The sequence below is a fragment of the Acinetobacter sp. 243_ASPC genome (genome assembly GCF_001054715.1).
Taxonomy (GTDB): Bacteria; Pseudomonadota; Gammaproteobacteria; order Pseudomonadales; family Moraxellaceae; genus Acinetobacter; species Acinetobacter soli.
The window spans coordinates 1-25,986 of sequence record NZ_JVOR01000020.1 but is presented as its reverse complement, the minus strand read 5'-3'; the positions used below and the strand labels follow the sequence as shown (position 1 = coordinate 25,986).

At 42.7% G+C, this 25,986-nt stretch carries 20 protein-coding genes; 5 read left to right on the top strand and 15 right to left on the bottom strand.

The window, feature by feature from the left end; translation table 11 throughout:
- The 11 genes from nuoL to ndhC form a co-directional block, all read right to left on the bottom strand.
- Nucleotides 1-1,896 (bottom strand): NADH-quinone oxidoreductase subunit L, encoded by a 1,896-nt coding sequence (gene nuoL / locus ADA42_RS02240; RefSeq protein WP_025094477.1) that lies wholly within the window; start codon nucleotides 1,894-1,896, stop codon nucleotides 1-3.
- Nucleotides 1,893-2,201 carry an NADH-quinone oxidoreductase subunit NuoK gene (nuoK, locus tag ADA42_RS02235; protein ID WP_004922503.1) on the bottom strand — a complete coding sequence of 103 codons (309 nt, stop codon included), beginning with the start codon at nucleotides 2,199-2,201 and terminating at the stop codon, nucleotides 1,893-1,895. The genes nuoL and nuoK overlap by 4 nt, the downstream gene beginning before the upstream one ends.
- The gene (gene nuoJ / locus ADA42_RS02230; protein ID WP_171063737.1) at nucleotides 2,201-2,719 is read right to left on the bottom strand and encodes an NADH-quinone oxidoreductase subunit J; all 519 of its coding nucleotides are present in this window, start codon (nucleotides 2,717-2,719) and stop codon (nucleotides 2,201-2,203) included. The genes nuoK and nuoJ overlap by 1 nt, the downstream gene beginning before the upstream one ends.
- Nucleotides 2,719-3,213 (bottom strand): NADH-quinone oxidoreductase subunit NuoI, encoded by a 495-nt coding sequence (nuoI, locus tag ADA42_RS02225; RefSeq protein WP_420834467.1) that lies wholly within the window; start codon nucleotides 3,211-3,213, stop codon nucleotides 2,719-2,721. The genes nuoJ and nuoI overlap by 1 nt, the downstream gene beginning before the upstream one ends.
- Nucleotides 3,214-3,279: 66 nt before the next feature.
- Entirely contained in the window at nucleotides 3,280-4,296 is a 1,017-nt protein-coding gene (gene nuoH, locus ADA42_RS02220) for an NADH-quinone oxidoreductase subunit NuoH (protein ID WP_004935029.1), read from the bottom strand.
- A 3-nt stretch (nucleotides 4,297-4,299) separates the two neighbouring features.
- Nucleotides 4,300-6,984 (bottom strand): NADH-quinone oxidoreductase subunit NuoG, encoded by a 2,685-nt coding sequence (nuoG, locus tag ADA42_RS02215; protein ID WP_048763365.1) that lies wholly within the window; start codon nucleotides 6,982-6,984, stop codon nucleotides 4,300-4,302.
- A gap of 11 nt (nucleotides 6,985-6,995) precedes the next feature.
- Nucleotides 6,996-8,327, bottom strand: a complete 1,332-nt coding sequence (gene nuoF / locus ADA42_RS02210; protein ID WP_048763363.1) for an NADH-quinone oxidoreductase subunit NuoF — start codon at nucleotides 8,325-8,327, stop codon at nucleotides 6,996-6,998.
- Nucleotides 8,324-8,833 carry an NADH-quinone oxidoreductase subunit NuoE gene (gene nuoE, locus ADA42_RS02205; RefSeq protein ID WP_004935022.1) on the bottom strand — a complete coding sequence of 170 codons (510 nt, stop codon included), beginning with the start codon at nucleotides 8,831-8,833 and terminating at the stop codon, nucleotides 8,324-8,326. The genes nuoF and nuoE overlap by 4 nt, the downstream gene beginning before the upstream one ends.
- Before the next feature lie 12 nt (nucleotides 8,834-8,845).
- The gene (gene nuoC, locus ADA42_RS02200; RefSeq protein ID WP_048763362.1) at nucleotides 8,846-10,633 is read right to left on the bottom strand and encodes an NADH-quinone oxidoreductase subunit C/D; all 1,788 of its coding nucleotides are present in this window, start codon (nucleotides 10,631-10,633) and stop codon (nucleotides 8,846-8,848) included.
- 81 nt (nucleotides 10,634-10,714) lie between these two features.
- Nucleotides 10,715-11,392, bottom strand: a complete 678-nt coding sequence (locus tag ADA42_RS02195) for a NuoB/complex I 20 kDa subunit family protein (protein ID WP_004935017.1) — start codon at nucleotides 11,390-11,392, stop codon at nucleotides 10,715-10,717.
- Between the two features lie 6 nt (nucleotides 11,393-11,398).
- A complete protein-coding gene (gene ndhC, locus ADA42_RS02190) occupies nucleotides 11,399-11,950 on the bottom strand; it encodes an NADH-quinone oxidoreductase subunit A (RefSeq protein ID WP_004935016.1) in 552 nt (183 codons plus the stop codon).
- 451 nt (nucleotides 11,951-12,401) lie between these two features.
- Here ndhC and ADA42_RS02185 point away from each other — a divergent pair, with 451 nt between their 5' ends.
- Complete coding sequence (locus ADA42_RS02185) at nucleotides 12,402-13,814, top strand: GGDEF domain-containing protein (protein ID WP_048763360.1); 1,413 nt, start codon at nucleotides 12,402-12,404, stop codon at nucleotides 13,812-13,814.
- Between the two features lie 94 nt (nucleotides 13,815-13,908).
- Complete coding sequence (locus tag ADA42_RS02180; RefSeq protein WP_004945574.1) at nucleotides 13,909-14,268, top strand: hypothetical protein; 360 nt, start codon at nucleotides 13,909-13,911, stop codon at nucleotides 14,266-14,268.
- Between the two features lie 26 nt (nucleotides 14,269-14,294).
- On the opposite strand, the gene bfmS is transcribed toward ADA42_RS02180, so the two are convergent.
- Together bfmS and bfmR are read right to left on the bottom strand one after the other, a co-directional pair.
- Nucleotides 14,295-15,956, bottom strand: a complete 1,662-nt coding sequence (gene bfmS, locus ADA42_RS02175) for a sensor histidine kinase BfmS (RefSeq protein WP_004935013.1) — start codon at nucleotides 15,954-15,956, stop codon at nucleotides 14,295-14,297.
- A gap of 46 nt (nucleotides 15,957-16,002) precedes the next feature.
- Entirely contained in the window at nucleotides 16,003-16,719 is a 717-nt protein-coding gene (gene bfmR / locus ADA42_RS02170; protein ID WP_004935012.1) for a response regulator transcription factor BfmR, read from the bottom strand.
- Between the two features lie 544 nt (nucleotides 16,720-17,263).
- Between bfmR and ADA42_RS02165 the strand changes: the two genes are divergently transcribed.
- The 3 genes from ADA42_RS02165 (at nucleotide 17,264) to ADA42_RS02160 (ending at nucleotide 21,696) form a co-directional block, all read left to right on the top strand.
- Nucleotides 17,264-20,086 (top strand): ribonucleoside-diphosphate reductase subunit alpha, encoded by a 2,823-nt coding sequence (locus ADA42_RS02165; protein WP_048763359.1) that lies wholly within the window; start codon nucleotides 17,264-17,266, stop codon nucleotides 20,084-20,086.
- Nucleotides 20,087-20,146: 60 nt separating this feature from the next.
- The gene (locus tag ADA42_RS18635; RefSeq protein WP_004935008.1) at nucleotides 20,147-20,278 is read left to right on the top strand and encodes a hypothetical protein; all 132 of its coding nucleotides are present in this window, start codon (nucleotides 20,147-20,149) and stop codon (nucleotides 20,276-20,278) included.
- A gap of 134 nt (nucleotides 20,279-20,412) precedes the next feature.
- Nucleotides 20,413-21,696: a ribonucleotide-diphosphate reductase subunit beta gene (locus ADA42_RS02160; RefSeq protein ID WP_048763357.1), complete on the top strand. Its 1,284-nt coding sequence runs from the start codon at nucleotides 20,413-20,415 to the stop codon at nucleotides 21,694-21,696.
- Nucleotides 21,697-21,909: 213 nt separating this feature from the next.
- Here ADA42_RS02160 and ADA42_RS02155 read toward each other — a convergent pair whose 3' ends face one another.
- On the bottom strand, nucleotides 21,910-23,751 hold the full coding sequence (locus tag ADA42_RS02155; protein ID WP_048763355.1) for a UvrD-helicase domain-containing protein: 1,842 nt from the start codon (nucleotides 23,749-23,751) through the stop codon (nucleotides 21,910-21,912).
- Nucleotides 23,738-25,986 (bottom strand): ATP-dependent nuclease (locus ADA42_RS17935; RefSeq protein ID WP_241485675.1); only part of this gene is annotated, 2,249 nt, incomplete at its 5' end. The genes ADA42_RS02155 and ADA42_RS17935, both read right to left, overlap by 14 nt.

Below are 25,986 nucleotides of genomic sequence, written 5' to 3'. Positions count from 1 at the left end.
TTATTTCCCCACAACCTGAAGAATAATCAGGATCATCAATAACACCACTACACCGAGTGACATGCTTGATGCGTATTCACGCAACGAACCCGTTTGACGTGAGCTGGTGAAGCTGTTACCACCACGTACCAACGCTGGAAGCAAGAGCCACAAGCCATCAATCGGATCACGACCTAAAATTTTCGCGATGAGTAAATACGGTTTAACAAATACGATGTCATAAAGTGCATCGAAACCAAATGCCGTGCGGCAAATATGCGCCAAACCTAAACCCAGACCAGTTGCAGCAAATGATTTCACTGCATTGTAAGCAAAGGCAAACAATACAATTCCAACAACCAGACCTGCAATTGCAACACCACTTGCCAAGTGCTCAGCATGTGATACCGCAGCTTCCATTGATTCAGGAATCATAAAGGCTGGAATTTTTGCTGCCGTCAAGATATTGAGTACCGGCCCTTGAAGGAAATAACCTACGCCTGTTGAAAACACTGCCAAAATAGCCAATGGTCCCCAGTAGGTCACACCATGAATAGCATGTGCTTCGGTTTTTTCTTCGCCAAAGAACACCACCCAAATGAGGCGGAAGGTATAAATTGAGGTCAGGAATGCACCTGCTACACCCACCCAATACAACGTTGAGTAAAGTGGAAGATTTGCAATGCTCGACTGTGCGTATACGGCACCCAAAATTGCATCTTTTGAGAAGAAGCCAATCGTTACGATCGGTAGTGCAGCCAATGCACCGCCACCAATCACGAAACACCAGAACACAAATGGAATCTTCTTACGAAGCCCACCCATTTTGAAAATGTTTTGTTCGTGATGACATGCCAGAATTACAGCACCAGACGATAGGAACAATAATGCTTTGAAGAATGCATGTGCAAGCATATGGAACAATCCTGCTTGGTACGCTTCTGCACCCACAGCCATAAACATATAACCGAGCTGACTCATGGTTGAGTAAGCCAAGATACGTTTGATATCGGTTTGTACCAGTGCTGCAAAACCTGCTACGAGCAGCGTTACTGCACCAGTAATTGAAATAAACTGCATCACTGCAGGTGCCATTTCAATCACTGAATGCATACGGCTAGTGAGGTATACCCCTGCGGTCACCATAGTTGCTGCGTGGATCAATGCCGAAACAGGTGTAGGACCTGCCATCGCATCTGCCAACCACGTTTGTAGTGGAATCTGTGCTGATTTACCCGCTGCACCCAAGAACAGCATCAATGCGGTCCAGATCGAAAGCGATGAACTCTGTGTCATCACCGACGCTGCATTTTCCACAATGTACTGTGTATTGAGCGTACCAAACTGTTGGTAAAGCAAGAAGAGTGCAATCAGCAAGAAGACGTCACCCACACGAGTCACGGTAAATGCTTTGATGGCTGCCCATCCGTTGGCTGGATTTGAATAATAAAAACCAATCAACAAATAAGAACACAGACCAACGCCTTCCCAACCCAAGAACAATAACGCAAGGTTATCGCCTAAAACCAGCACCAACATGCTGGCAACAAACAGGTTAAAATATGAGAAGAAACGCGCATAACCATCTTCGCCACGCATGTACCATGATGCAAAGATATGAATTAAAAAACCCACACCCGTGATCATGCCCATCATGAGCAAGGACAAACCATCAAGATGCAGTGTAATGCCTGGCGCAAAACCACCGACATTAAACCATGTCCATAAATGCTGAACAAAAACAGGTTGACCACTGCTGGTAAATGCGAGTCCCGCCAAAAGCGCGAATAATGCAGATAAACCGACTGAACCAACACCAATGATCGCGGCTACATTTTCAGAAAGTTTGTCGCGACCTGCCGCCAATAAAACAAAGCCGATCAGCGGAAAAAGAATCGTTAAATATAAAGTACTCATCCGCGCATCTCACTTGCAGCATCCACATCCAGATGGTGGAAGCGATGGTAAAACTGAAGGACGATCGCAAGACCGATACATGCCTCTGCAGCAGCAAGTGTCAAAATCAGAATAAACATAATTTGACCGTCAGGCTGTGCCCAAACGCTTCCTGCCAAAACAAATGCCAATGCAGCGGCATTCATCATAATTTCAAGGCTCATCAACATGAACAGTAAGTTACGTCGCACCATTACGCCGTAAAAACCCAGCGCAAAAAGAATGGTCGCGACAATCAATCCATGCTCTAAAGGAATGTTACCCATTATTCTTGTTCCCCTGTTGCACTTGGCTCGCGTTTACCTAAGTGGAAGGCTGCAACCAAAGCTGCAAGCAATAACATCGCGGCAATTTCTACCAATAATAGATAGTGGGTAAAGAGGACTTGACCAACGGCTTTTGGACCAATCACTTCACGGCCCAGCATGAGACCTTGTGTGGTGTATTCGCCGCCGAGCATCCAGATCAATGTCAGTCCGAGCAAAAAGCTCATGAGCGCAGGAATCGCCCACGCATCTGAACTTAACCATTTACGTTCTTGTTCAACGGTGTTGTGCCCAAGATTGAGCATCATCACCACAAAAACGAACAACACCATAATGGCACCGGCATAAACAATGATTTCAAGTGCACCAGCAAATGGCGCACCCACGATCATGAAAATCCCCGCAACTGCAAGTAATGAAACAATCAGACTTAACAACGCATGTACTGGATTCGAGTTCGTTACTACTCGAATCGTCGAGATAATGGCCACAAGAGCCATCAAATAAAATGGCCACATCATGGTAATAAGCTCCGTACATCAACTGGTGCGCTTTCTTTTTGTGCCTGACCTTTTTCTTTACCATCAATTGCCATACCTGCAACGCGGTAGAAGTTATAATCAGGATATTTACCCGGACCAGAAATCAGTAAGTTTTCTTTTTCATATACCAGGTCTTGACGTACATATTCGGCTAACTCGAAATCTGGCGTCATCTGAATAGCAGTCGTTGGACACGCTTCTTCACACATTCCGCAAAAAATACAACGCGAAAAGTTGATACGGAAAAATTCAGGATACCAGCGACCGTCTTCTTTCTCTGCTTTTTGCAAGGAAATACAACCCACCGGACATGCCACCGCACAGAGGTTACACGCTACGCAGCGCTCTTCTCCGTCTGGATCACGTGTCAAAACAATACGACCACGAAAGCGAGGTGGTACAATTTCCTCTGCTGGTACTTCTGGATACAGAATTGTGTCACGTTTACGCGTAATGTGAGTGAAGACCATCCACAATGTACGAACGATTGACCCAACTCCAGCTAGAACTTTATACATTTTGTACTCCCTGCTGTCTTAGGCCTGATTCATTAGAATCACAGCACCAGTCACCATAAGGTTGACCAACGCCAGCGGCAAACAAACTTTCCAACCAAAATTCATGACTTGGTCATAACGTGGACGCATCAATGCACCACGTGCCAAAACAAACATCATCACAAAAAATGCTGTTTTTACAATGAACCAGAATGCTGGTGGAATAAACGATACTTCAAGATTGAACGGTGCTAACCAGCCGCCAAAGAACAACGTCACGATCAGTGCAGAAATCAGCACAATGTTGACGTACTCAGCAACGAAGAACATCCCCCATTTCATGCCGCCATATTCGACGTGATAACCTTCTGCCAGCTCTTGTTCGGCTTCAGGTTGGTCAAATGGATGACGGTGAGTTACGGCAACGCCTGCCACAACAAAAATCATGAAACCAAGGAATTGTGGAACAATGAACCACATATCACGTTGAGCTTCGACAATTTCACGCAGATTAAATGAACCCGCAATTGCCACCACGCCCATGAGCGAGATCCCGAGAAACACTTCATAGGAAATGGTCTGAGCCGCTGAACGAAGTCCCCCAAGAAGCGAGTATTTGTTATTCGATGCCCAACCACCAAACAACACGGCATACACTGCAATTCCGGCCATCGCCATAAAGAACAACAGTCCAATGCTCATGTCTGCCACACCCAATGTCGGGCTGACTGGAATCACGATAAAAGACAGCACCGCTGTCGCCATAGCAACTGCTGGTGCAAGACGAAACGTCAGTTTGTCTGCAAACTTTGGTGTCCAGTCTTCTTTAAACATGATTTTAAGCATGTCGGCTACAATCTGGAACATCCCGCCCGGACCTACACGGTTCGGACCGTAACGGTCTTGCCACCATGCCAGCAAACGACGCTCGATAAACGACATCAATGCTGCAATTAGAACAACCACCAACAAGATCACAATCGCCTGCACAACGGCATATGCGATTGGCCAGTTTTCTGCCCAGAGTGGAGTTTGGCGCATGATTTCTTGATTCATGAATTACACTCCCACCGCAACAGAAACAGGTTCAGCAAGCGAAATCGTCGGTGCCAAACCTACTGGATAACCAATATATCCTGCTGGTAAATACTCAATCACCTGAACGGGTAAGCTCACTGTCGTCTCACCTGCCTGTACTTTGAGTGACGCACCATCTTTTAGATTTAAACGTGCCGCATCTTGTTCACCTACTGCAAAAGCAGCTTCTGGAATACGCGATTCCATCGCAGGTGTCTTGATGGTGAATTCACCAGAGGCAAAAATATGGTGCATTGGTACCAAACGGAAGCTTTCAGGATGTGACATCACCGCTGACGGCGCCACATAACTACGTGCCGGACGTTTTGGTAAACGATCAAACAGACGTACGCCTGAGTCACCACCTTTCAAATGTCCACCGACTTCGTCTTGATACTTGTTCCAAGATTGCGGTGAGTTCCAACCCGGTGCCCATGCAAACGGAACCAATGATGCCGCTTTTTGAGGGCCTACATAGCCTTCCATCGAGAACGTTAATGCTGAGTCGACATCGACAGGTTGCTTTGGCTCATGAACCGAAATCGGGGCACGTAGTGCTGTACGACCTGAATAGCGACGTGGTTCACGGGCAATTTTCAAACCATGTACACGATAGCCTGCATCTGGTGCCACATCTTGGATCGCATCGAGTAAAGGTACATTTTTCACAACAGAGTCAATGACATCGTCTAGCACGGTCCAGATAATTGACTTACCTTTTAAACCTGTTTCGATGGCATGTAACCAGCGCCAAGATTCTTTAATGGCATATTCCGGTTTGTAGTAGCTTGGATCATAGACCTGATAGAAACGCTGTGCACGTCCCTCTTGGCTTACTACGGTTCCATCGCCCTCTGCAAAGCTTGCAGCAGACAGTACCACATCGGCCTGTTTCACCGTATCTGTTTCACTATGATCAAGCACAATAACAGACTGTGCTTTTTCAAATGCAGCATTGACACGTGTTGCAGGTAAACGGCGATATAAATCGTTTTCAAGCACGACCATCACGTCGTAGTCTTGTGCAAAGGCTTGCTCAAGGCTTAAACCACCCAAAAGCGCTAGACCCATTGAATTGACTTCAGGAACGGTTAGGGATAATCCTGCCGCTGGACCAAGGTTTTGTGCAACTTGCGCTGCTGCTTCGATAATTGCCGGATCTTGCAGACTTGTGCCCGAGATGATCAATGGCTTTTTCGCTGCTTTTAATGCATCCGCAATGCTTTGTGCAAATGCTTTGGCATCATCGTCTAGTCCAGTCAGTGTTTCACCTTGAACTGCTGCTGCCACTGCAAAACCTAAACGCGCAATATCATTTGGTGATGCAACAACCTCACCCGTTGCCACATCGGCTAAACGTGTTTGGGTGGCTGCCAGAATATAAATTGGCGATTTGGCATCTTGACCGATACGTTGTACAGGCTCTGCCAACCATTCTGGTGTACGACGATCTGCCGCCATTTGTTTGGCTTTGTTTTTGGCAGCCTGACGAACTGACAACGCCATACGCGGTGCAGTTTGAGTCAGATCTTCACCTAAAATCAAAACTGCATCGTAGCTTTCTATTTCACGCATGTTCGGGTTGTAAATTCCCTGTGTTTGCATGATAGATGCAGCAAGCTCAACCAAGTTTTGTTCTTTTTGCGAGATACCAGTCGAGAAGTTATCCTGACCAACCAGCTCACGTAGTGCAAAGTTTGATTCAAGGCTAGCGCGCGGAGAACCCACACCCAATACTTTTTTGCCTTGTAAGGTACTGATTACTTGATCAAGTGCTTGATCAACCGACACAGTAGTAACAGAGGTGCCCGAACGGAACTGCGGCTGACGCGGACGATCTTCACGGTTCACGTATCCACCACCAAAGCGACCTTTATCGCAAAGGAAGTATTGGTTTACTTCACCGTTGAAGCGGTTTTCAATACGACGTAATTCGCCATAACGCTCGCCCGGAGAGATATTACAGCCCGATGAACAGCCATGACATACGCTTGGTGCGTACTGCATATCCCATTTACGGTTATAACGTGCTGAATGCGTCTTATCGGTGAATACACCTGTTGGACACACTTCGGTGAGGTTACCCGAAAATTCAGATTCCAGCGTTCCAGATTCTGGACGACCGAAGTACACACGTGCTGCATTGGCGTAGACACCAAAATCGGTTCCGCCTGCGTAGTCGTTGTAGTAGCGTACACAACGGTAGCACGCGATACAGCGGTTCATTTCATGTGCAATAAACGAACCCAACTCTTGATTATAGTGGGTACGTTTTGTGAAACGATAGCGACGACGGTCATGACCGGTCATCACCGTCATATCTTGCAAATGACAGTGACCGCCTTCTTCACACACAGGACAGTCGTGAGGATGGTTGGTCATCAAAAACTCAACCACCGACTCGCGAAACTCAACTGCTTCTTTATCTTCAATTGAGATATAGGTATTGTCTGTTGCAGGTGTCATGCATGACATCACCAGACGCCCACGGGTGTCTTCAGGATTTGCATATTGGGTCACCGCACACTGGCGGCATGAGCCCACAGAACCTAAAGAGGGATGCCAACAAAAATATGGAATATCAAGGCCGAGGGACAAACATGCTTGTAGCAGGTTTTCAGATCCATCAACTTCGTATGATTTTCCATCGACATGAATTGTAGCCATAGTCGAATTCCTTAAGCTTGTGCAACGTTGCTGGCTTGAACAACAGGGCTATTGGCCACTTTTGCTTCAAACTCGCTACGGAAATATTTAAGCGCGCCCATGAGTGGCTCCATCGCACCAGGTGCGTGTGCACAGAATGTTTTACCAATCCATAACTTACGGGTGAGCTCTTGAAGGTGCTGGATATCTTCCATCTTGCCTTCACCATTTTCGAGTGCTTTCAACGCTTTTACAGCCCAAGGGAGACCGTCACGACACGGTGTACACCAGCCACACGACTCACGCGCAAAAAACTCTTCCAAGTTACGTGTTGCAGCAACCATACACTGTGTCTCGTCGACCACCATCAACAAACAGGTGCCCAAACGTGAGCCTGCTTTCATGATAGTTTCTGAGTCCATTGGCAAATCAATGTGTTCTGCCGCCAAGAAGTCAGTCGAGGCACCACCCGGCAACCACGCTTTGAGCTTAAGCCCATCACGCATACCGCCAGCATGCTCTTCAATCACTTCACGCGCCGTTGTACCAAATGGCAATTCCCAAAGCCCTGGGAATTTCACTTTGCCAGATGCCCCATAAATTTTGGTGCCAGGATCTTTTGATTTGCCTGAAGACAGACCGATGTACCACTCTGGACCACGCAACATGATGGCAGGCAAGTTATTGTAGGTTTCAACGTTATTGACAATCGTTGGACGACCCCATGCACCCGCAACTTGCGGGAATGGCGGTTTAGTACGCGGATTGGCACGACGACCTTCAAGCGAGTTGATCAGTGCGGTTTCTTCGCCACAGATATAACGTCCTGCGCCAGTATGTACATACAGCTCGAAGTTCCAGCCTGTATCTAGAATGTTTTCGCCCAAGTAGCCTTTGGCACGCACTTGTTCGAGTGCTTCATTGAGATACTGAGCCGCTTCGATGTATTCGCCACGAATAAAGATATAGCCTTGTGTTGCTTCAAGCGTATAACCTGCAATGAGCATCCCTTCGATCAACTGATGTGGAAGCTGTTCCATCAACAGACGGTCTTTAAAGGTACCTGGTTCCATCTCGTCGGCATTACAAATCAGGTAGCGCGGGCCACCATCGTTTGGCGCCATCAGCGACCATTTAATGCCCGCAGGGAAACCTGCACCACCACGGCCTTTTACTGTGGCTGCTTTTACCACTTCAAGTACTTCAGCAGGTTTCATGCCCAATGCTTTTTTAAAGCCAGCATAACCGTCTAGTGCTTCGTACTCATCGGCATTTCGTACATGTTCCTGTTTACTCAAACGCCAAGTCAGTGGATGAGTTTCAGGGTTACCATCGCCATAAATCGGTTTTGGTTCAGTATTCATACATACTTCTCCAATAACTGCTTGACCGAAGACACGTCCACCAAACCATGGGTATCTTCATCGATCATTAAAGTTGGACCTTTATCGCAATTTCCTAAGCAGCAAATTGGCAATAAAGTAAAACGGCCATCTGGAGTAGTTTGTCCGTACTGGATTCCCAACTCACGCTGAAATGCTTCTGCCAGCGTTTCTGCACCCATTAAGAAACAGGCAATTGAGTCACACAGCAAAATTACATGGCGGCCGACTGGTTGGCGGTAAATACGGTTATAAAAGGTAGCAACACCTTCTAAGTCCGCCACACTAATGCTAAGCAATTGTGCAATTGCATTCATTTGTGCATCGTCAACCCAGCCATTACGGCGCTGTACGCACTTAAGAGCATCCAAAGAGGCCGCACGCGGATATGGATAATGATGAATGTGATGTTCAATTTCATGAATCTCATCAGCAGTCAAAATCCCTTCCACATTCACGCGAGGTTTTTTATCAGTCAAAATCATCATAATCGTTTATCCCTAGCGATCCACGTCGGCCATAACCACATCGATGGTCGCCAAATAAATGATCAAGTCGGACACCAAGCTGCCATTAATTACTGACGGCATTTGCTGCAAGTGCGTGAAGGTTGGCGTACGGATACGCGTACGGTAGCTCATGGTGGCTTTGTCTGAGGTGAGATAATAGGTACTCGCCCCTTTTACCACTTCAGTCATGAACGATGCTTCACCCGCAGGCATAACCGGACCCCATGACACACTTAAGAAGTGATTAATCAAGGTTTCGATGTCTTGCAGAGTCTTGTCTTTTGGTGGTGGAACAGCCAATGGATGATCGGCTTTGTACGGACCAGACGGCATGTTGTCTAGACATTGCTGAATGATTTTCAATGACTCAGTGATTTCACGGAAATGCACCATGACACGCGCGTAAGCATCACCTTCGTACTCGACTGGCACATCAAAATCAAAGTTTTCATAGCCACTGTACGGACGGTATTTACGTACGTCGAAGTCGATACCTGTTGCACGTAAACCTGTACCCGTCACGCCCCAAGCCAATGCTGATTTTGCGTCGTATTGGGCAACATTACGGGTACGACCAATAAATACCGAGTTTTTCAGCGCTGCTGTATGGTATTCATTTAGACGCTTTGGCATCCACTCAAGAAGTTCCTTCACCAGCTTATGCCAGTTGTTTGGAAGATCGTGGGCAGTACCGCCGATACGGAACCAAGCCGGGTGCATACGATAACCCGTGATGGCTTCGACGATGTCATACACTTTTTGACGGTCGGCAAACATATAGAATACTGGTGTCATACCACCGGCATCCTGAATGGCTGTACCACAGAACAACAAATGGTTGTTGATACGGAACAATTCGTTCAACATGACACGAATGACTTGGGCACGCTCTGGCACTTTAATACCGGCAAGCTGCTCAACTGCCATCACATACGGCATGTTTTGCGCACAACCACCCAAGTAATCTACACGGTCGGTATAGGGAATGAACGAGTGCCATGTTTGACGCTCTGCCATTTTTTCCACACCGCGGTGGTGGTAACCGATATCCGGTACGCAGTCTTTAACTTCTTCACCATCAAGCTGCAAGACCACACGGAATGCACCGTGCGCAGACGGATGGTTTGGACCCAAGTTCAAGAACATAAAGTCTTCGTCGGCATTACCGCGCTTTAGACCCCAGTCTTCAGGAACAAAACGCAAATGCTCTTGTTCGAAGTCTTGCTTGGCTTTGTCCTGCATGTACGGCGTGTATTCCGTAGCACGTGCAGAATATTCTTTACGAAGCGGATGGCCTTCCCAATAGGTTGGTAGCAAAATACGACGGAGCATTGGATGCCCTTCGAAATTGATGCCAAACATATCGTAGACTTCACGTTCGTACCAGTTGGCGTTTGGCCAGATATTGGTCGCTGTTGCAATATTGAGATCGCTCTCATTTAAAGCAACCTTGATTCGGATGTCACTGTTACGTTCTAAAGACAGCAAGTGATAGAAAACAGTGAAATCTGAAGCAGGCAAACCATCGCGGTGTACACGTAAACGCTCATCCATTGCAGACAAATCGAATAACATGACATAAGGACGGTCTACCTTACGTAGAAACATCAAAACTTCTTGTACGCGTGAGCGTTCAACCCAGACAGTTGGAAACTCTTCACAAGTTGTTTGCACATAGAAGTTCTCACCAAATTTGGTCTTGAGCTCTTCTACAATTGCAAATGCTGGGCGTGAATCAACAGCGGTTGATTCTGGCATAGCAATGTCAGTTTCAGCCATTGGTTTGGCTTCCTATTTAATACAAATTCTTTTAGGTTTTTTGATCATCCTGCGCCCTGATGAGCGCAAATTATCAAAAATTTACTCAATTTCATCCATGGAGCGTAAGTTTTTAACCGCAATCCGCTCTGCATTTTTACGATCGCGTTCTGGCATCATCTTTGGCTTATAAATCGGCTGAAGATCATCACCAATTACGGCAGACAACGGACGACGCTCAAGTTGAATTTGGTTTTGCAGCAGCATTAGCGCCTGAATTAATGCTTCTGGACGAGGTGGACACCCTGGGATATAAACGTCGACTGGAATGATTTTGTCTACGCCCTGTACCACTGAGTAGATGTCATACATACCACCAGAGTTTGCACATGCACCCATGGAAATGACCCACTTTGGTTCAAGCATTTGTTCGTACAAGCGCTGAATAACAGGTGCCATCTTGACAAAGCACGTACCTGCGACAATCATTAAGTCAGCTTGGCGCGGTGAAGCACGAATAACCTCGGCACCAAAACGTGATAAGTCATGGACACCGGTTAGGGTTGTCGCATATTCAACATAACAACAAGACGTACCAAAGTTGAAAGGCCAAACTGAATTTTTTCGTCCCCAGTTCACTACGTTATGCAATACATCTTCAAGGCGAGTCATAAATACATTTTTATTGACTTCTTCCTGAAGTGGATCACTGACAACTTGGCGTTCTTGTAATGGATATTGATTAGCATCCGGATTCGCACGGGTTAATGTATATTTCATCCCGAGTTACTCCTGTATAGATGACGGTGCTGTCGATGTGTTTGACTTCATTCGACCAGAGGATTGTGCAGGGATATGACCAGTTGGATCGATGACCAACTCTTCAATTGAATTAAATCGCGTGATCTCTGCAATATTCATGTTTGGAGATCCAATCTTCGGTTTAATTCCTGCTGCCTTACGACGATCTGAAGGCGACCACGTCAGGGCACCCGTCGCAAAGACATAAATCAATGCAATCAGAAGATCTACAACAAAAATCAACATCGTGGTAAAGCCCATCCAACCCACTTCACGCACAGACGTTGCCCATGCATAAAGATAAAGTGCTTCAAGATCAAACACGACAAAGAAAATAGCAACCAAATAAAATTTTGCAGACAAACGAATGCGAGCACCACCTGCGCTCACCACACCCGATTCAAACTGTTCCTGCTTTGCGCGTCCCCATGATTTACCCCCTAGGAGTAAGGGAACAGTAAGCATAAAAACGCACAGAAATGTAACGCCGATCACGAAGGCAATAATTGCCCAATCGTATGGAGTAATGGCACTCATGCGGGGATAACTCCTGGCAGGCCTATTATTTAACAAAGAAATATATGTTTCGGTCTTGGAACCGCACCAAACACAAAATTAATCCCGCCAATTGTACCTGATTTCGCTTTTCTCTTTCTAGTTCAAGCCTCTTTGCCTTTAGCATGGTTTTTATACAATTTTGTCACACAATCACGTTCAACCCCAACGTTCACGTAGATTATCGATTTAACTAATCATTAATCAATTTATGATTATTTTTTTCTTTTTTTAACTTTTTTGTCGTTTATGTCTGTCATTTGAGTCATTGGCATGATTTATCACGTTCAATCCGATTTGCACCACAATAGCGCAAGCATAATAAATTTAAATTATGATTATTCATCCTTTTCATAAATTATGGTTAAATGCGCAGCAGAATGAAAATGTAACATTTTATTAAGAGCGTCATCTTATTTTAAGGCTTGATTCTATGGTTCACTACTTTAGAAATACGTTATCACGCTCTACAAAGCAACATTTTATTTTATTTTTTATTATTATTTTTCTCTGCTGTACTTTGGGTATCTTAACCCGCCCCTTAAGCTTTCTTGCTTCTTTCTGGCCTGCCAATTCGATTTTTCTTGGTCTCTTAATCCGTTATCCCACTCTGCGTAATCGCTACGCGCTCACAGGTGGAATACTTGGGTATTTAGTATCAGACAGTATTTTTGGTTCAAGTCTGCCCGAAATCCTTGTTCTGACTTTGGCCAATCTGTGTTATATCGCAGTCACCTTTGGGTTATATCATCGTTTTATTCGCAAATTACAAGGCAGCTATCAAGGCTATTTTTATTTGTTTTTATTTAGCTTTTGCGCAATTGGCAGTTTCGCAGGTGCTTTATTTGCAAGCCTATTTGTTCCCATGATCAGCCCGATATTTATGCATGGTAATTTCTGGATTGAACTGGGCGGCTGGTTTACCGCAGAGATGCAAAATGCCTTGTTGCTATTGCCTATCTTAATTAGCTTGCCATTTCGAAATGAACTTAAGCATTTCTTTCAAACGCCTATCGAATTTCAACATCTGCTACCCGTCATGAGCGTGACCGCTGCGCTTGTTTTCTGCTTTTATGACAATGGACCCGGTTCTGTGCTTTATCCGATCGCGGTATTGATCTGGTGTGCGCTGACCTATCGACACTTTTCAGTCACGATCATTACCTCGATTAGTGCCAGTTTGTTACTGTACCATTTAACTCATAATTACATCGTACTGTATCCGCAGGAATATCTTGAAAACAGCATCTCAATTCGTTTGGGTATGATCATGATGGTCATTGCCCCGCTTACCGTGTCGAATATCAACAGTATTCGGAGCCGGTTGATCGAAGATCTAGAGTATATTGCCTCGCACGATGAACTGACCTTAAGTCTTACCCGTCGTTATTTTTATCAGACCGCACGCACACTATTTACAAAAATATTAGGCAACAGCACCCCAAGCGCACTGCTGATGCTGGACATCGATCACTTTAAATCGGTGAATGATAACTATGGTCATTTTATTGGTGATCAAGCCATTAAACTGTGCGCGCATACCATCAAATCATGCCTAAGGCCCAACGATATTTTGGGCCGCCTAGGAGGAGAAGAGTTCGCCATTCTTTTACCTCAAATTGGAGCACATGAAACCTTCTTACTGGCCGAGTGCATTCGTAAAAAGGTCAGCGAACATCCGATTTACTTATCCAATAACCATCCTATTTATATTCATGTCAGTATTGGCATTAGCTTTTTTCAGCCGAACCACACGGCGTCCTTAGAACAAATGCTCAAAGAAGCCGATCAGGCATTGTATCGAGCCAAGCAACATGGACGAAATACCATCTCGAGTTACTCATAACTTGTTTCAATTCAGCTACATGCTTTAATCATCTTTATACACTGACGTGCTGTGTGGATGTGTATGCTGAAAAGACAGAATAAGGAGTAAAAGAATGAGCCTTGAATTTACACATAAACCGAATTATTTCTTTTATGCGCAATTACTTGTTCGCCATATCGAAACCTATGCGCAAAAACACGCCGATGCAGATCACGTTACTTTTGATTTAAAAGAAATTTATCAATTATTTCGTGAAGACTTTGCTTCAACGACCACAAACCTTGAAGGCATTTTAAACATCAGTGATGAATACCGTGTAGAGACATTGGCAGGTGGGGACCAAAAACTAATTAACCATTACAAGATTGATGCTGAAAACAATACACTGAGCGTAGACTTCAACCAAGATGCATTAGCTGCATTAAAACAAGGTAAACCCTTGATTGCACCGGATGCCAGTCTTTATCAGTAAATTTAACATTTAAAAAAGAAGGCAGCTTATGAGCTGCCTTCTTTCATTTTAAACTGGTTTTTCTTCTTCAACGTTTGATTAAAACGCTTGGCCGGCCAGCGCATGATAAAACGCGCCCCGCCCAAATCTGGACTTTCATCTACTTCAATTGTGCCACCAAACCAGTAGGCAATACGACTGACGATAGAAAGCCCAAGCCCATAACCACCCGAAGCACGGGTTCGACTGTCATCAAGTCGTGCAAATGCCTCAAAAATTCGTACGCGGTCTTCTTCTGCAATGCCCTGCCCGTCATCTTCCACACAGATGTAAGCATTACCGTCGCCTTGAATACCCCCACTGATTCGAACTTTATGATCGCAGTAGCGTACCGCATTACCGACCAAGTTTTGCACCACACGGTGTAAGTAACGTCGCTCTGCATCGACCATAATGGCGGTCGCAGGTGGAATCAGCTCGATTTCTTTTTGGGTTTTGAGTGCTTCGGTTTCGACTGCTACCTGACTCAACAAATCAAGCAGAATAATTTCTTCAAAATCCAGCGATGGCGTACCTTGTTCAAGCTTGGCGTAGGTCATGATTTCATCAATCAAGGTATTGAGTGCCTCAATATCCCGATCAATCATTTCCATTTGTTGAATACGGTAGTCGTAATCGTCTTCTTCTGCGAGCATTTCCATACCAAACCGGATTCGCGCCACTGGTGTACGCAGTTCATGCGAGACAGCTCGCATCAGTTCGCGCTGTGCCTCAATCAACCGCTGAATATGGTCGGACATATTGTTATAACTTGAAGCCAGATTGGCCATTTCATCGCTTCCCTCGATCGGAACACGAAGCGACAAATCTCCTGATTTCATGCGGTTTAAGGCATAACGCACCTGGCGGATCTTGCGCTCTAGCGGCAAGATTAAGCCATACACCCCTAAGCTAAGCAGAAACAAGCTAAACAACGTAATACCGGCCGATAACTGAAACGGCATCCAGTTAAACATCGGAACCGGACCGAGCACCAATACATTGAGTGGATTGTTCGGCATAGGTGAAATAATCGAAATGGTCGTACCACGAATGGTGGCATTATCACGATATAGCATAATGCTTTGATTTTGACGAAGACGACCAATCTGCTCTGAATCAAGATTCAGATCTTTCACATTATAAATATTGATCGGATAAGAAAAATGCGTCTGGATTTTTTCGACGTATTGCTTTTCTTGACCCGGATAATAAATCAAGTAATCCAAAATAAAGATCGGCAGCGCTTTCATCTGGCGCTCACCGATTTTATCGACCTTAATATAGAGAAAATGCTGTGGATCGCTCCGCAGTCCGATAATCACATATGCAATAGAGGTTTCGGCATCATACCGAACCACCGATTTTTGTTCTTCTATACGTTTTTTTTCGGTGCGGGATAACTCGATTTTACTGGCATCGACATAATAAATCGGTAATTCCAGTAAATCTGAGGCATCGGAAATCCAGTCCAGCTTTTGCTGTTTAGTCGGCTGACGAGCAATACTCTCACTGATCACAAAGGAAATACCATCGGTCAATGATTCACGATATTCCTGTGCGCGCTGATAGTTAATGATCTGGACAAGCAGATAGCCAAATAGGGCCACCAACATGACCAGTACCACCAAACCCGCATAAATACGTAAAAATATACTGTGCTTAAACACTCGATCAGCCTTAAACAAGAAGTGCTCTTGGTCTCAATGGCAAAGATTATAAACCATTAGTTTCTTTTACAAACAAATAACCTTTACTACGAACGGTTTTAATTCGTTTCGGATTTTCCGGATCGTCACCAATTTTTGGACGAATACGAGAAATACGAACATCAATCGAGCGATCCTGACCGTCATATTCGATGCCACGTAAACGCTCGAAAATGTCTTCACGCGACAAAATGCGACCAGCATTAGAGGCAAGTAACCACAACAAATCGTATTCGGCGCTGGTAAAATCGACCAGTTCACCATTGAGCGTCACTGAGCGTCCGCCATTATCGATGACTAGATCATCAAATTCGATACGCTGTGCAACTTCGTCTTCTACTGTTTTGTCGGTACGACGCAACAAGGCACGGATACGCGCCAACAATACGCGTGGCTGAACAGGTTTTGCGACATAGTCATCGGCACCCATTTCAAGTCCTAACACCTGATCCATATCTTCGGTACGTGCAGTTAACATCAAAATAGGTTGATGATAATGAGGGCGCACTTCGCGACAAACCGTCAAGCCATCGGCACCAGGCAACATCACATCAAGTACAACTAAATCTGGTTGTTCGCCAATAATACGACGAATCGCGCGATTACCGTCTGTTTCGACCCCTACTTCCAATCCATTACGGATCAAATATTCTTGTGTCAGACGTGCAAGACGCTCGTCATCTTCAACAATTAAAATCTTGGGTAACTTTTCTTCTTGGCTCATACTTTTGCCCCTATCATCTATTAAAGTGTCTTGTTCAAAAACCAACAATTACACCGACATAATAGATTGCAATATACACACGTTTACATTGTAAACAAGTCCTCGTTCACCAAACTGATACACGTCCGTTGTATTTTGTTGCATTTTTATTAAGTGTTGAATTTTCAGGTCTTTTTAAATATTTTTCCGCCTCAGATCACAAGTTCACCAGTCGTCGCAAAGACCGTCCAATTATTAAACAAATTATTTCACCGGACCAAAACAACAGCACTGAACGAGTGTTTTTTGAGTTATCCACACAGTTATCTATACGTGTTTTTAACAGCCTTTGTTATGCTATGCACCACAGAATCATGCACATAGAATTTGGAAAAAAAATTAAAGAAAAGTCAAGATTGATATCCTGCCAAAATTCCCGTATCTTGTGCCTATAAACTATATTAACCACTAAGTCTTGTGTTTATCCCTCAAACATCGTGCACAAATTTGCCCGGTTCAAATGGTCCATGAACATAAATACAGATCACAATGGAGCTATGCTGACATGAGCGTAATCACTTCAACTCCTGGACAACTTCAGGTGATTAAACGCAATGGAGAAGTTGCTACCTTTGATGCAGAGAAAATCTCTGTTGCGATTGGAAAGGCATTCTTAGCTGTTGAAGGTCAGCAAAGCGCTGACTCAAGTCGTATTCATGACCGAATCAGTCAATTAACCGAAATGGTGATGAACACCTTTAACCGTCGCTTACCTTCTGGCGGTACTATTCATATTGAAGAAATTCAGGATCAGGTTGAACTTGCGCTGATGCGTACTGGCGAACAAAAAGTTGCGCGTGCTTACGTGATTTACCGTGAGCAGCGTAGTACTGCACGCCAGCAAGCAGGCGCCAACCATCACCCAACCTTACAAATCACCGACAATCAAGGTCAGCTTCAACCGCTTGATCTCGATGCACTAAAAGCCACTGTTGAAAAAGCAGCGGAAGGCCTTGAAGGCATTAACATTCAAGCAATTGTCGATGAAACTGTTAAAAACCTGTACAACGGTGTCAAAATTAGCGACATCGCCACCACCATGATGATGGCAACACGTACACGTATTGAACAAGAGCCAAACTATACCTACGTGACTGCGCGTTTATTACGTAACGAACTTGTGGCTAAAGGTCTTGAGTTTTTGGGTTTACCAGAAGACACCCTAGAAAGCGATGCGCTTGAAACTTTCCTGAAAAAAGGGATTGAGCTTGAGCTACTAGACCCAGAACTCTTAAAGTTTGATTTGGCGCAATTGGCGGCAGCGATTAAACCTGAGCGCTCAAACCAGTTTACATACTTGGGCTTACAAACGCTTTACGACCGCTACTTCATTCATTCAGATGGCGTGCGTTACGAATTGCCACAATTGTTCTTCATGCGTGTCTCGATGGGTCTGGCGCTCAACGAAGAAAACCGTGAAGCACGTGCAATCGAGTTTTATAACCTGCTTTCAAGCTTTGACTACATGGCGTCTACCCCGACCCTGTTCAATGCCGGCACACTACGCCCACAATTGTCGAGCTGTTACCTCACCACCATTGGTGATGACCTTTACAACATTTATGGCGCGATCCGCGACAATGCGATGCTGTCTAAATGGGCGGGTGGCTTGGGTAATGACTGGACACCAGTACGCGCACTCAACTCGTACATTAAAGGCACCAATGGTAAGTCTCAAGGTGTTGTACCGTTTTTGAAAGTAGCGAACGATACAGCTGTTGCGGTTAACCAAGGTGGTAAGCGTAAAGGCGCAGTCTGTGCATACCTAGAAACATGGCACCTCGACATCGAAGAATTCCTAGAGCTTCGTAAGAACACAGGTGATGACCGCCGTCGTACACACGACATGAACACGGCCAACTGGGTACCAGACCTGTTTATGCAACGTGTGTTTGAAGATGCAGAATGGACGTTATTTACGCCATCTGAAGTACCAGACCTACACGACTTGACTGGCGAAGCATTTGCAGAGCGTTATGCGCACTATGAATCGATTGCTAAAGAACAAGAGCTGTTGCACAAAAAAGTCCGTGCGCAAGACTTGTGGCGTAAAATGCTGTCGATGCTGTTTGAAACAGGCCATCCGTGGATTACATTTAAAGATGTATGTAACTTACGTTCGCCACAACAACATGTGGGCGTGGTTCACTCGTCAAACTTGTGTACAGAAATTACGCTCAACACCAGCGAAGATGAAATTGCAGTATGTAACTTAGGTTCGATCAACCTTGTTCAGCACGTACAAGGTGGTTCACTTGACCGTGAGAAACTGGCCCGTACCATCAAAACTGCTGTGCGTATGCTCGACAACGTTATCGACATTAACTACTACGCAGTGCCACAAGCGAAAAACTCGAACTTGAAGCACCGCCCTGTAGGCATGGGCATCATGGGCTTCCAAGATGCACTATATGAATTGGGTCTTGCTTACGGTTCTGATGCAGCGGTTGATTTTGCAGATGAATCGATGGAAGTTATCAGCTACTACGCGATTCAAACGTCAAGCGACTTGGCGGTTGAACGTGGTGTGTACTCAACCTTTAAAGGTTCACTCTGGGATCAGGGTATTTTGCCAATCGACTCACTAGATATCGTAGCAAAATCACGTCCGGAGCGTATGTTTGAAGTAGACCGCACCCAACGCCTAGACTGGGATACTCTACGCGCTAAAGTGCAAAAAGACGGTATGCGTAACTCAAATGTGATGGCGATTGCACCAACCGCAACCATCTCGAACATTTGTGGCGTTTCACAGTCGATTGAGCCAACCTTCCAAAACCTGTATGTAAAATCGAACTTGTCGGGTGAATTTACGGTCATCAATCCATACCTTGTACGCGCTTTGAAAGAACGCGGCCTGTGGGACACCGTGATGGTTAACGACCTAAAACACTTTGAAGGTTCGGTACAAAAAATTGCGCGTATTCCTGAAGAATTAAAAGCAATTTTTGCTACAGCATTTGAAGTTGAGCCACGCTGGATTGTTGATGCAGCCTCTCGTCGTCAAAAATGGATCGATCAAGCGCAATCGCTGAACTTGTACATTGCAGGTGCAAACGGTAAGAAACTTGACATTACCTATAAAATGGCATGGTTGCGTGGCCTCAAAACGACGTATTACCTCCGTGCATTAGGTGCCACTTCTGCCGAGAAGTCGACCATTAACACTAGCGCATTAAACGCAGTTAAAGCTACCGCGGCTGCAGCACCAGTGGCAGCAGTTGCGCCAGAAGTAAAAGCAGAAACCACTGAAGATGGCTTTACACAAGCTGCTCCAGTGCCAATGGCTTGCTCAATTGATAATCCTGACTGCGAAGCGTGTCAGTAAAACATCCCTTCAGGAACGTTTCGGTTTGAGGCGTTCCTGATTGAACATGAGGACAACACAATGTGGCATCTGACTCACAACTATATGCTTGGTTTGGCGGTGCTCATTGTGGCCTCAATTGTGTTCTACACGCCCTTGGTTTACGCGTTTTTGAAAATTCGTGAACAACAGCGTAATCAAAATAAGTCGTAGGGATATTTGTTCTATTCAGTAATTTTAGAGCAGTTATCGATAAAACTTAATTTTGCTTACACAGAATAAGCGTATAGTAAAGATATCTTCCAAAAGATATCGAAAACGATATTAACAACGAAGAGAGAATTGATATGTCTATCCTGAGTTGGGACGATTTAGAAGATGATTCGCAAAAACCGGCTGCACATGAACACCAGTCTGCGCCCGTCGATACGAAAGAAGCGCCAGCTACGCCGTTGGTATCTGCTACAGAGCCATCATCGCCGAGTGTGGCAAATGTACAATCCACTGGAACCGATTCCGTGCGATCAACAGATCCAACCGATCCGGTGGCTCGAGCATCTGAATCCCTAAAGCATCTGGACATCAGTGCCGGTTTGCAAGAGATCGAAACAGGTGCAGCGCGTGTACAGGTTGACGACAAGGCAATGATCAACTGCCGTGCAGACTTAAACCAGCTTGTGCCGTTTAAATACGAATGGGCTTGGCAGAAGTACCTAGACGGATGTGCCAATCACTGGATGCCACAAGAAGTTAACATGAACCATGACATCGCGCTTTGGAAGTCTGAAAATGGCTTGACTGAAGACGAGCGTGTGATTGTTAAACGTAACTTGGGCTTCTTTTCGACTGCCGACTCTTTGGTCGCGAATAATCTGGTTTTGGCGATTTACCGTTTGATTACCAACCCAGAGTGCCGTCAGTACATTTTACGTCAGGCGTTTGAAGAAGCTATTCACACTCATGCTTACCAGTACTGTATCGAATCATTGGGTATGGATGAAGGCGAAATCTTCAACATGTATCACGAGATTCCAAGTGTCGCGCGTAAAGCGGCATGGGGCCTTAAGTATACACAATCGCTTAGCGACCCTACTTTCCAAACAGGTACACCTGAAACCGATCAGCAGTTACTGCGTAACCTGATTGCGTTTTACTGTGTTCTTGAAGGGATTTTCTTCTACTGTGGCTTTACCCAAATTTTGAGTATGGGCCGCCGTAACAAGATGAACGGTGTATCTGAACAGTTCCAGTACATTTTGCGTGACGAATCGATGCACGTAAACTTCGGTATCGACATGATCAACCAGATCAAGATTGAAAACCCAAGTTTATGGACTACCGAATTCCAGCAAGAAGTGATTCAGATGATTGTGGAAGGTACTTTGCTTGAAATCGAATACGCACGTGACACGATGCCACGCGGTGTATTGGGCATGAATGCGGCCATGATGGAAGAGTATTTGAAGTTTATCTGTAACCGTCGTTTGGCACAGCTTGGCTTACCAGAGCAATACCCTGGCGTGAACAACCCGTTCCAGTGGATGTCTGAGATGATGGACTTGCGTAAAGAGAAGAACTTCTTTGAAACGCGTGTAACAGATTACCAAACTGGTGGTGCGTTAAGCTGGTAAAGGCTGAATGCAACCTCACGCTAAGCATAAAATGTCATTCAAATAGAAAAGAACCATTCTAGTCGAATGGTTCTTTTTTATGTTTTTAAGGGTATGGTAATCCCCCCTGAAAATAATAGAATTTAAATGTCACGCGACACATGTAACGACATTACGCGACACATATAATGAAACTGAAATAAAAAATCAGGCTTAATGTCGGATTTTTTTTATTTAAATTAAATGTATTTCACTTTCATCGAACCATTCTTTTTCAATTAATTTACCCTTTAAAAGCTCAGAGTTTTTCGTATAGCAAACTACAGCTAAACTCTTCTCAGCTCTACTACAAATTACATAGAAAAGTCTGCGAGTGCGAGACAATGCATTATCATCTCCTTGAGCTTCGTTGTTTTTATCACTATCACTTAAACTTTTAATACCTAAAAATTTATCATAGTTAAATAAAAAACCTCCAGCTTCATCATCATCTAATATCGCCATAACCCTCTCAAACTGCAATCCTTTAACTCCTTGATGAGTATCGAATGCCGAAGTTCCATCTATATAAGATGCATATTTAAATAGTTGATCTATTTTTGCATCTAAAGCTTGACTATACGCAATAAGTTCGGAAGAGCTACTGTCTGTATCTACAGCATAATTATCTAAAACTAATGCCTGAACTAATAATGATGGAATATTCAAAAGGTTAGTCTGATAAATATAATTAAGAATAATCTTTATAGAGTTATTACTATCCATCAAAAGATCAAACAATTCATTTTTTTTATCTCTTATATTTTTCAAATAACTCAACTGATCTTCCACAGTAGAGAAATCAAGAAAAATATCTGAACTATTCCTCAATATCTTTATGATATTAAAGTCATTTTTAGATTGCACAGACTTAATAAATTCACAAAAAGTACCCACTAAAAACCTTAAAGATTGAGTATCAGCGGCACTCAATTTACTTCGTAATGCCGAATCATATAATGGTTTATAGAACTTATGGAATCCAGAACGAGTTGCAGCCATGTGATGCTCTAAAATTAAGGTCTTTATCTCAGACCTTATATTCCATTTATCATCATTGGTTATTTCTCCCATTATTTTGCATATTTCATCTTCAACTAACAATTTATCTAAATTCGGCTTATTTGTATCAACAATTAAACAGCGAGCAAATCCATTATGATTAACTTTAGATTCTTGTTGAAATTTATCGGCATCGAATCTTACTTTATTAATTAATGTCACTACTCTTTTCGGACATCTCCAGTTCTCAATCTTTTCTGGGCGTTTCCAATTTTCAGGAATAAACTTACTTAAATCTTTCTTATTATTAGTAAAAATTCGCTGCATATTATCACCAAACAACCCTATTACAAATTGACTATGAAATTCAATTTGCGTTTGGACTAATGCATCAATAATCTTTTCATAGGTATCTTGAGCTTCATCTAAAAATAGAATAGGAAATTTATTCACTAAAATTTTTCTAAATGACTTCTTCTCTACTAATAATTTTGAAAAAATGTCTATAACTTCTGAGTGTTCTAATGAACTTTCTTCAACATTTGAAGAATTTGGATTATAATTAAAGCATCTAGTTGACTCTAATGAAGACAATCTTTTTAAAGACTTCCTAATTCTCTCTTGTCGACCGATACTAGTTTTATTATTTAAATCTCTAGATTTTTTTAATTTCTTTTCTTCTTCATTAATAATTTCCTTTAGATTCTCTTTAATAATTTCTTTAATCTCCTTTGTGAAGGGTGATATTAAACTCCACGCAAAGCTATGTATTGTACTGACAAAAAAATTATTATCAAAATTCACTCGCTCTTTAATTTCATCACAGGCAGCATTTGTATATGTTATAACAGCAAGCTTTTTATTTTCTCGACCAAGAGATAAAAGAATATCTTCCTTTATTTTATTTAATACTTGATGTAATGTATGGGTTTTTCCTGCACCTGCACCTGCATATAGAATGAAACTTTGTGGTGGAGATGAAGATACATAATCAAATATTAAATCTTCTAAAACTAAAGAATTAACAGATTTCATTAGTCTCTCCTTGTGCTAAATCATCAATACCTAATATTTTATTTTCTAGCCAAGTTAGTCCCTCATAAATATATGTTGGTGTTTTTAAATCCTTTGGCTCCAGACCATAAATTAAATCCATAGCCATATCAACTTTATTGCTTTCTAAGGCTAAAAAAATACTTTGTCTAAAATCATTAAAATCCTCACAATCTTCAGCTTTCATCATTTTTAACAAAACGCCAGTCGCTTTTATACGAGGATCATCTTTATCAACATTCTTTTTAAAAATAGTGTTGATCCAAGTTCTATTTTCAAAATAAATAGACTCCTCAAACGTGTAAGGAAATACTATTTTATTTTCATCTTTAAAATTCAAAGAAACTTGAGTCTGATAACTTACTCTTATATTACCATTAGTTTTATTTTCATATTTTAAACTTAACAAATCATCAATTTTCTGCTTGATAGGAAACCATGTTTTTAAAGTATCATTATTTGTTAATTGATTTGCATTAAGCAAAGGTACACACTTTTTATATTTTACTTTTTCAGTATTATTATTCATTTTAATATTCCCATCTTCATCCGTCTGAATTTCCATTGCAACTGAATCTAGATCTGTAATAATCAAACACGGTAAGGCAAGTTTTTCAATTAAATTTTTTAATCGATGTGCATGCGCTCCCCCAACTGAGAGTATAGAAATATAACTGCTATTAAGTTTAGGAAAGTGATTCTTGATGAAATGTGGTAATAATAACCTTTCAGCATCGCCTTCGACTAAGATAACTCCATTTGCAAAAAATAAATCGCAATGAGTAGTTCTAATATATCGAGTTACAAACTTCTCATTCTGTGATGAATTTTTATCAAAAGTTCTAGAAAGATCTACTACTTCTGCATGTGGTATCGCATCACTATTTTTCCTCTTAAAGTAACGCAGATTTGAAAAGTCTAGTTCTCGAGCTAAATAACTTGAATGGGTACTTACCAATAATTGTGTTTCACAATGACTAGGTTGACCTAGACACAAGGTCTCATATGCTTTCTTTATAAAGACTTGCTGTACTTGGGCATGTAAATGAGCTTCTGGTTCTTCAATAAGAACTAAATGTAAAGGCTCTATAGGCTCTTGATCTAATTTATTCTTCCGTAACCAAGTTTCACGAAAATCTATCAATGTTAAAGTAATAGAAATTAACCTTCTGAAACCTAGCCCATTCAATCCCTCAGGAATTCTAATTTCCTCTTCACCATCATTATTAATCTTAAAACGTATTGCACTTTCATGGCCTAATGTCTCAATTTGGTCAATCTTACTGGAAATACTAATATTAGGATCATTTTTACTTCCAGGGTAACCTAAGTCTCTTATTTCACTTAATATCTCAGAAAAAGTTTCTGTTAATGTCGTATCAAAAGCACTTTTAGAGTCATTTATTGCTTTAATTGCCACTAAATCATTGGCTGTTTTTTTACGATCATCGTTATCAAAATGTGATTTGTAAAAACTTTGAATAATACTAGATAACAAATTTTTGGCACCATTACTATTAAAAAAACCAGCATCTTCACCAATAACATTGATTTTTATTAAACCTTTCAGAGGTTCACTGGTCTCTAATAAAATCTCCTCTGTACTATCAGCATATGGATCAATAACATATGATTTTATTCTAAAATATTTATCTAGATGACGACTTAAGAACTCTTGTATATTTTCATTGGGCCAAAAATTGCTAATCGCTATTTGACCATTTTCCGACATGACCCTCTTATTCTCATTGCATAATTCAACAAAGTCATTCCTCAATTCCTCTATATTTTTAGGTTCTAACCTTAATCTCAAACCAATAAGTCCCCCATCCCAATCCAATGAAGGCAAAAACTCTATTACATGATGAATTTCAGAAGATTCGACATTTATGATTAAGTCTAAACTAGGACAAAAATTTTTCCATTCTTGTAACTCTTCATCTGGATTCATTACAATGGTTTTATCAAACCAACATTGAGCTTTTTTGTTTAATTTTACCCAATTATCAAATGTAAAATCTGTGTATTTGAAACCTTCATTTGAGGATTCATTTTTTAGAAATAGTTTTAAAACTTTCATCGCAGAAGTTTTACCACTGTTATTTGCACCAACAAGAATTGTTTGATCTGATGAAAAACTCAGTGAGCAGTCTTTTAGTTTTCGGAAATTTTTTATATCAGCTTTAACTAATCTCATTTTTACCCCTAATTGTTTTA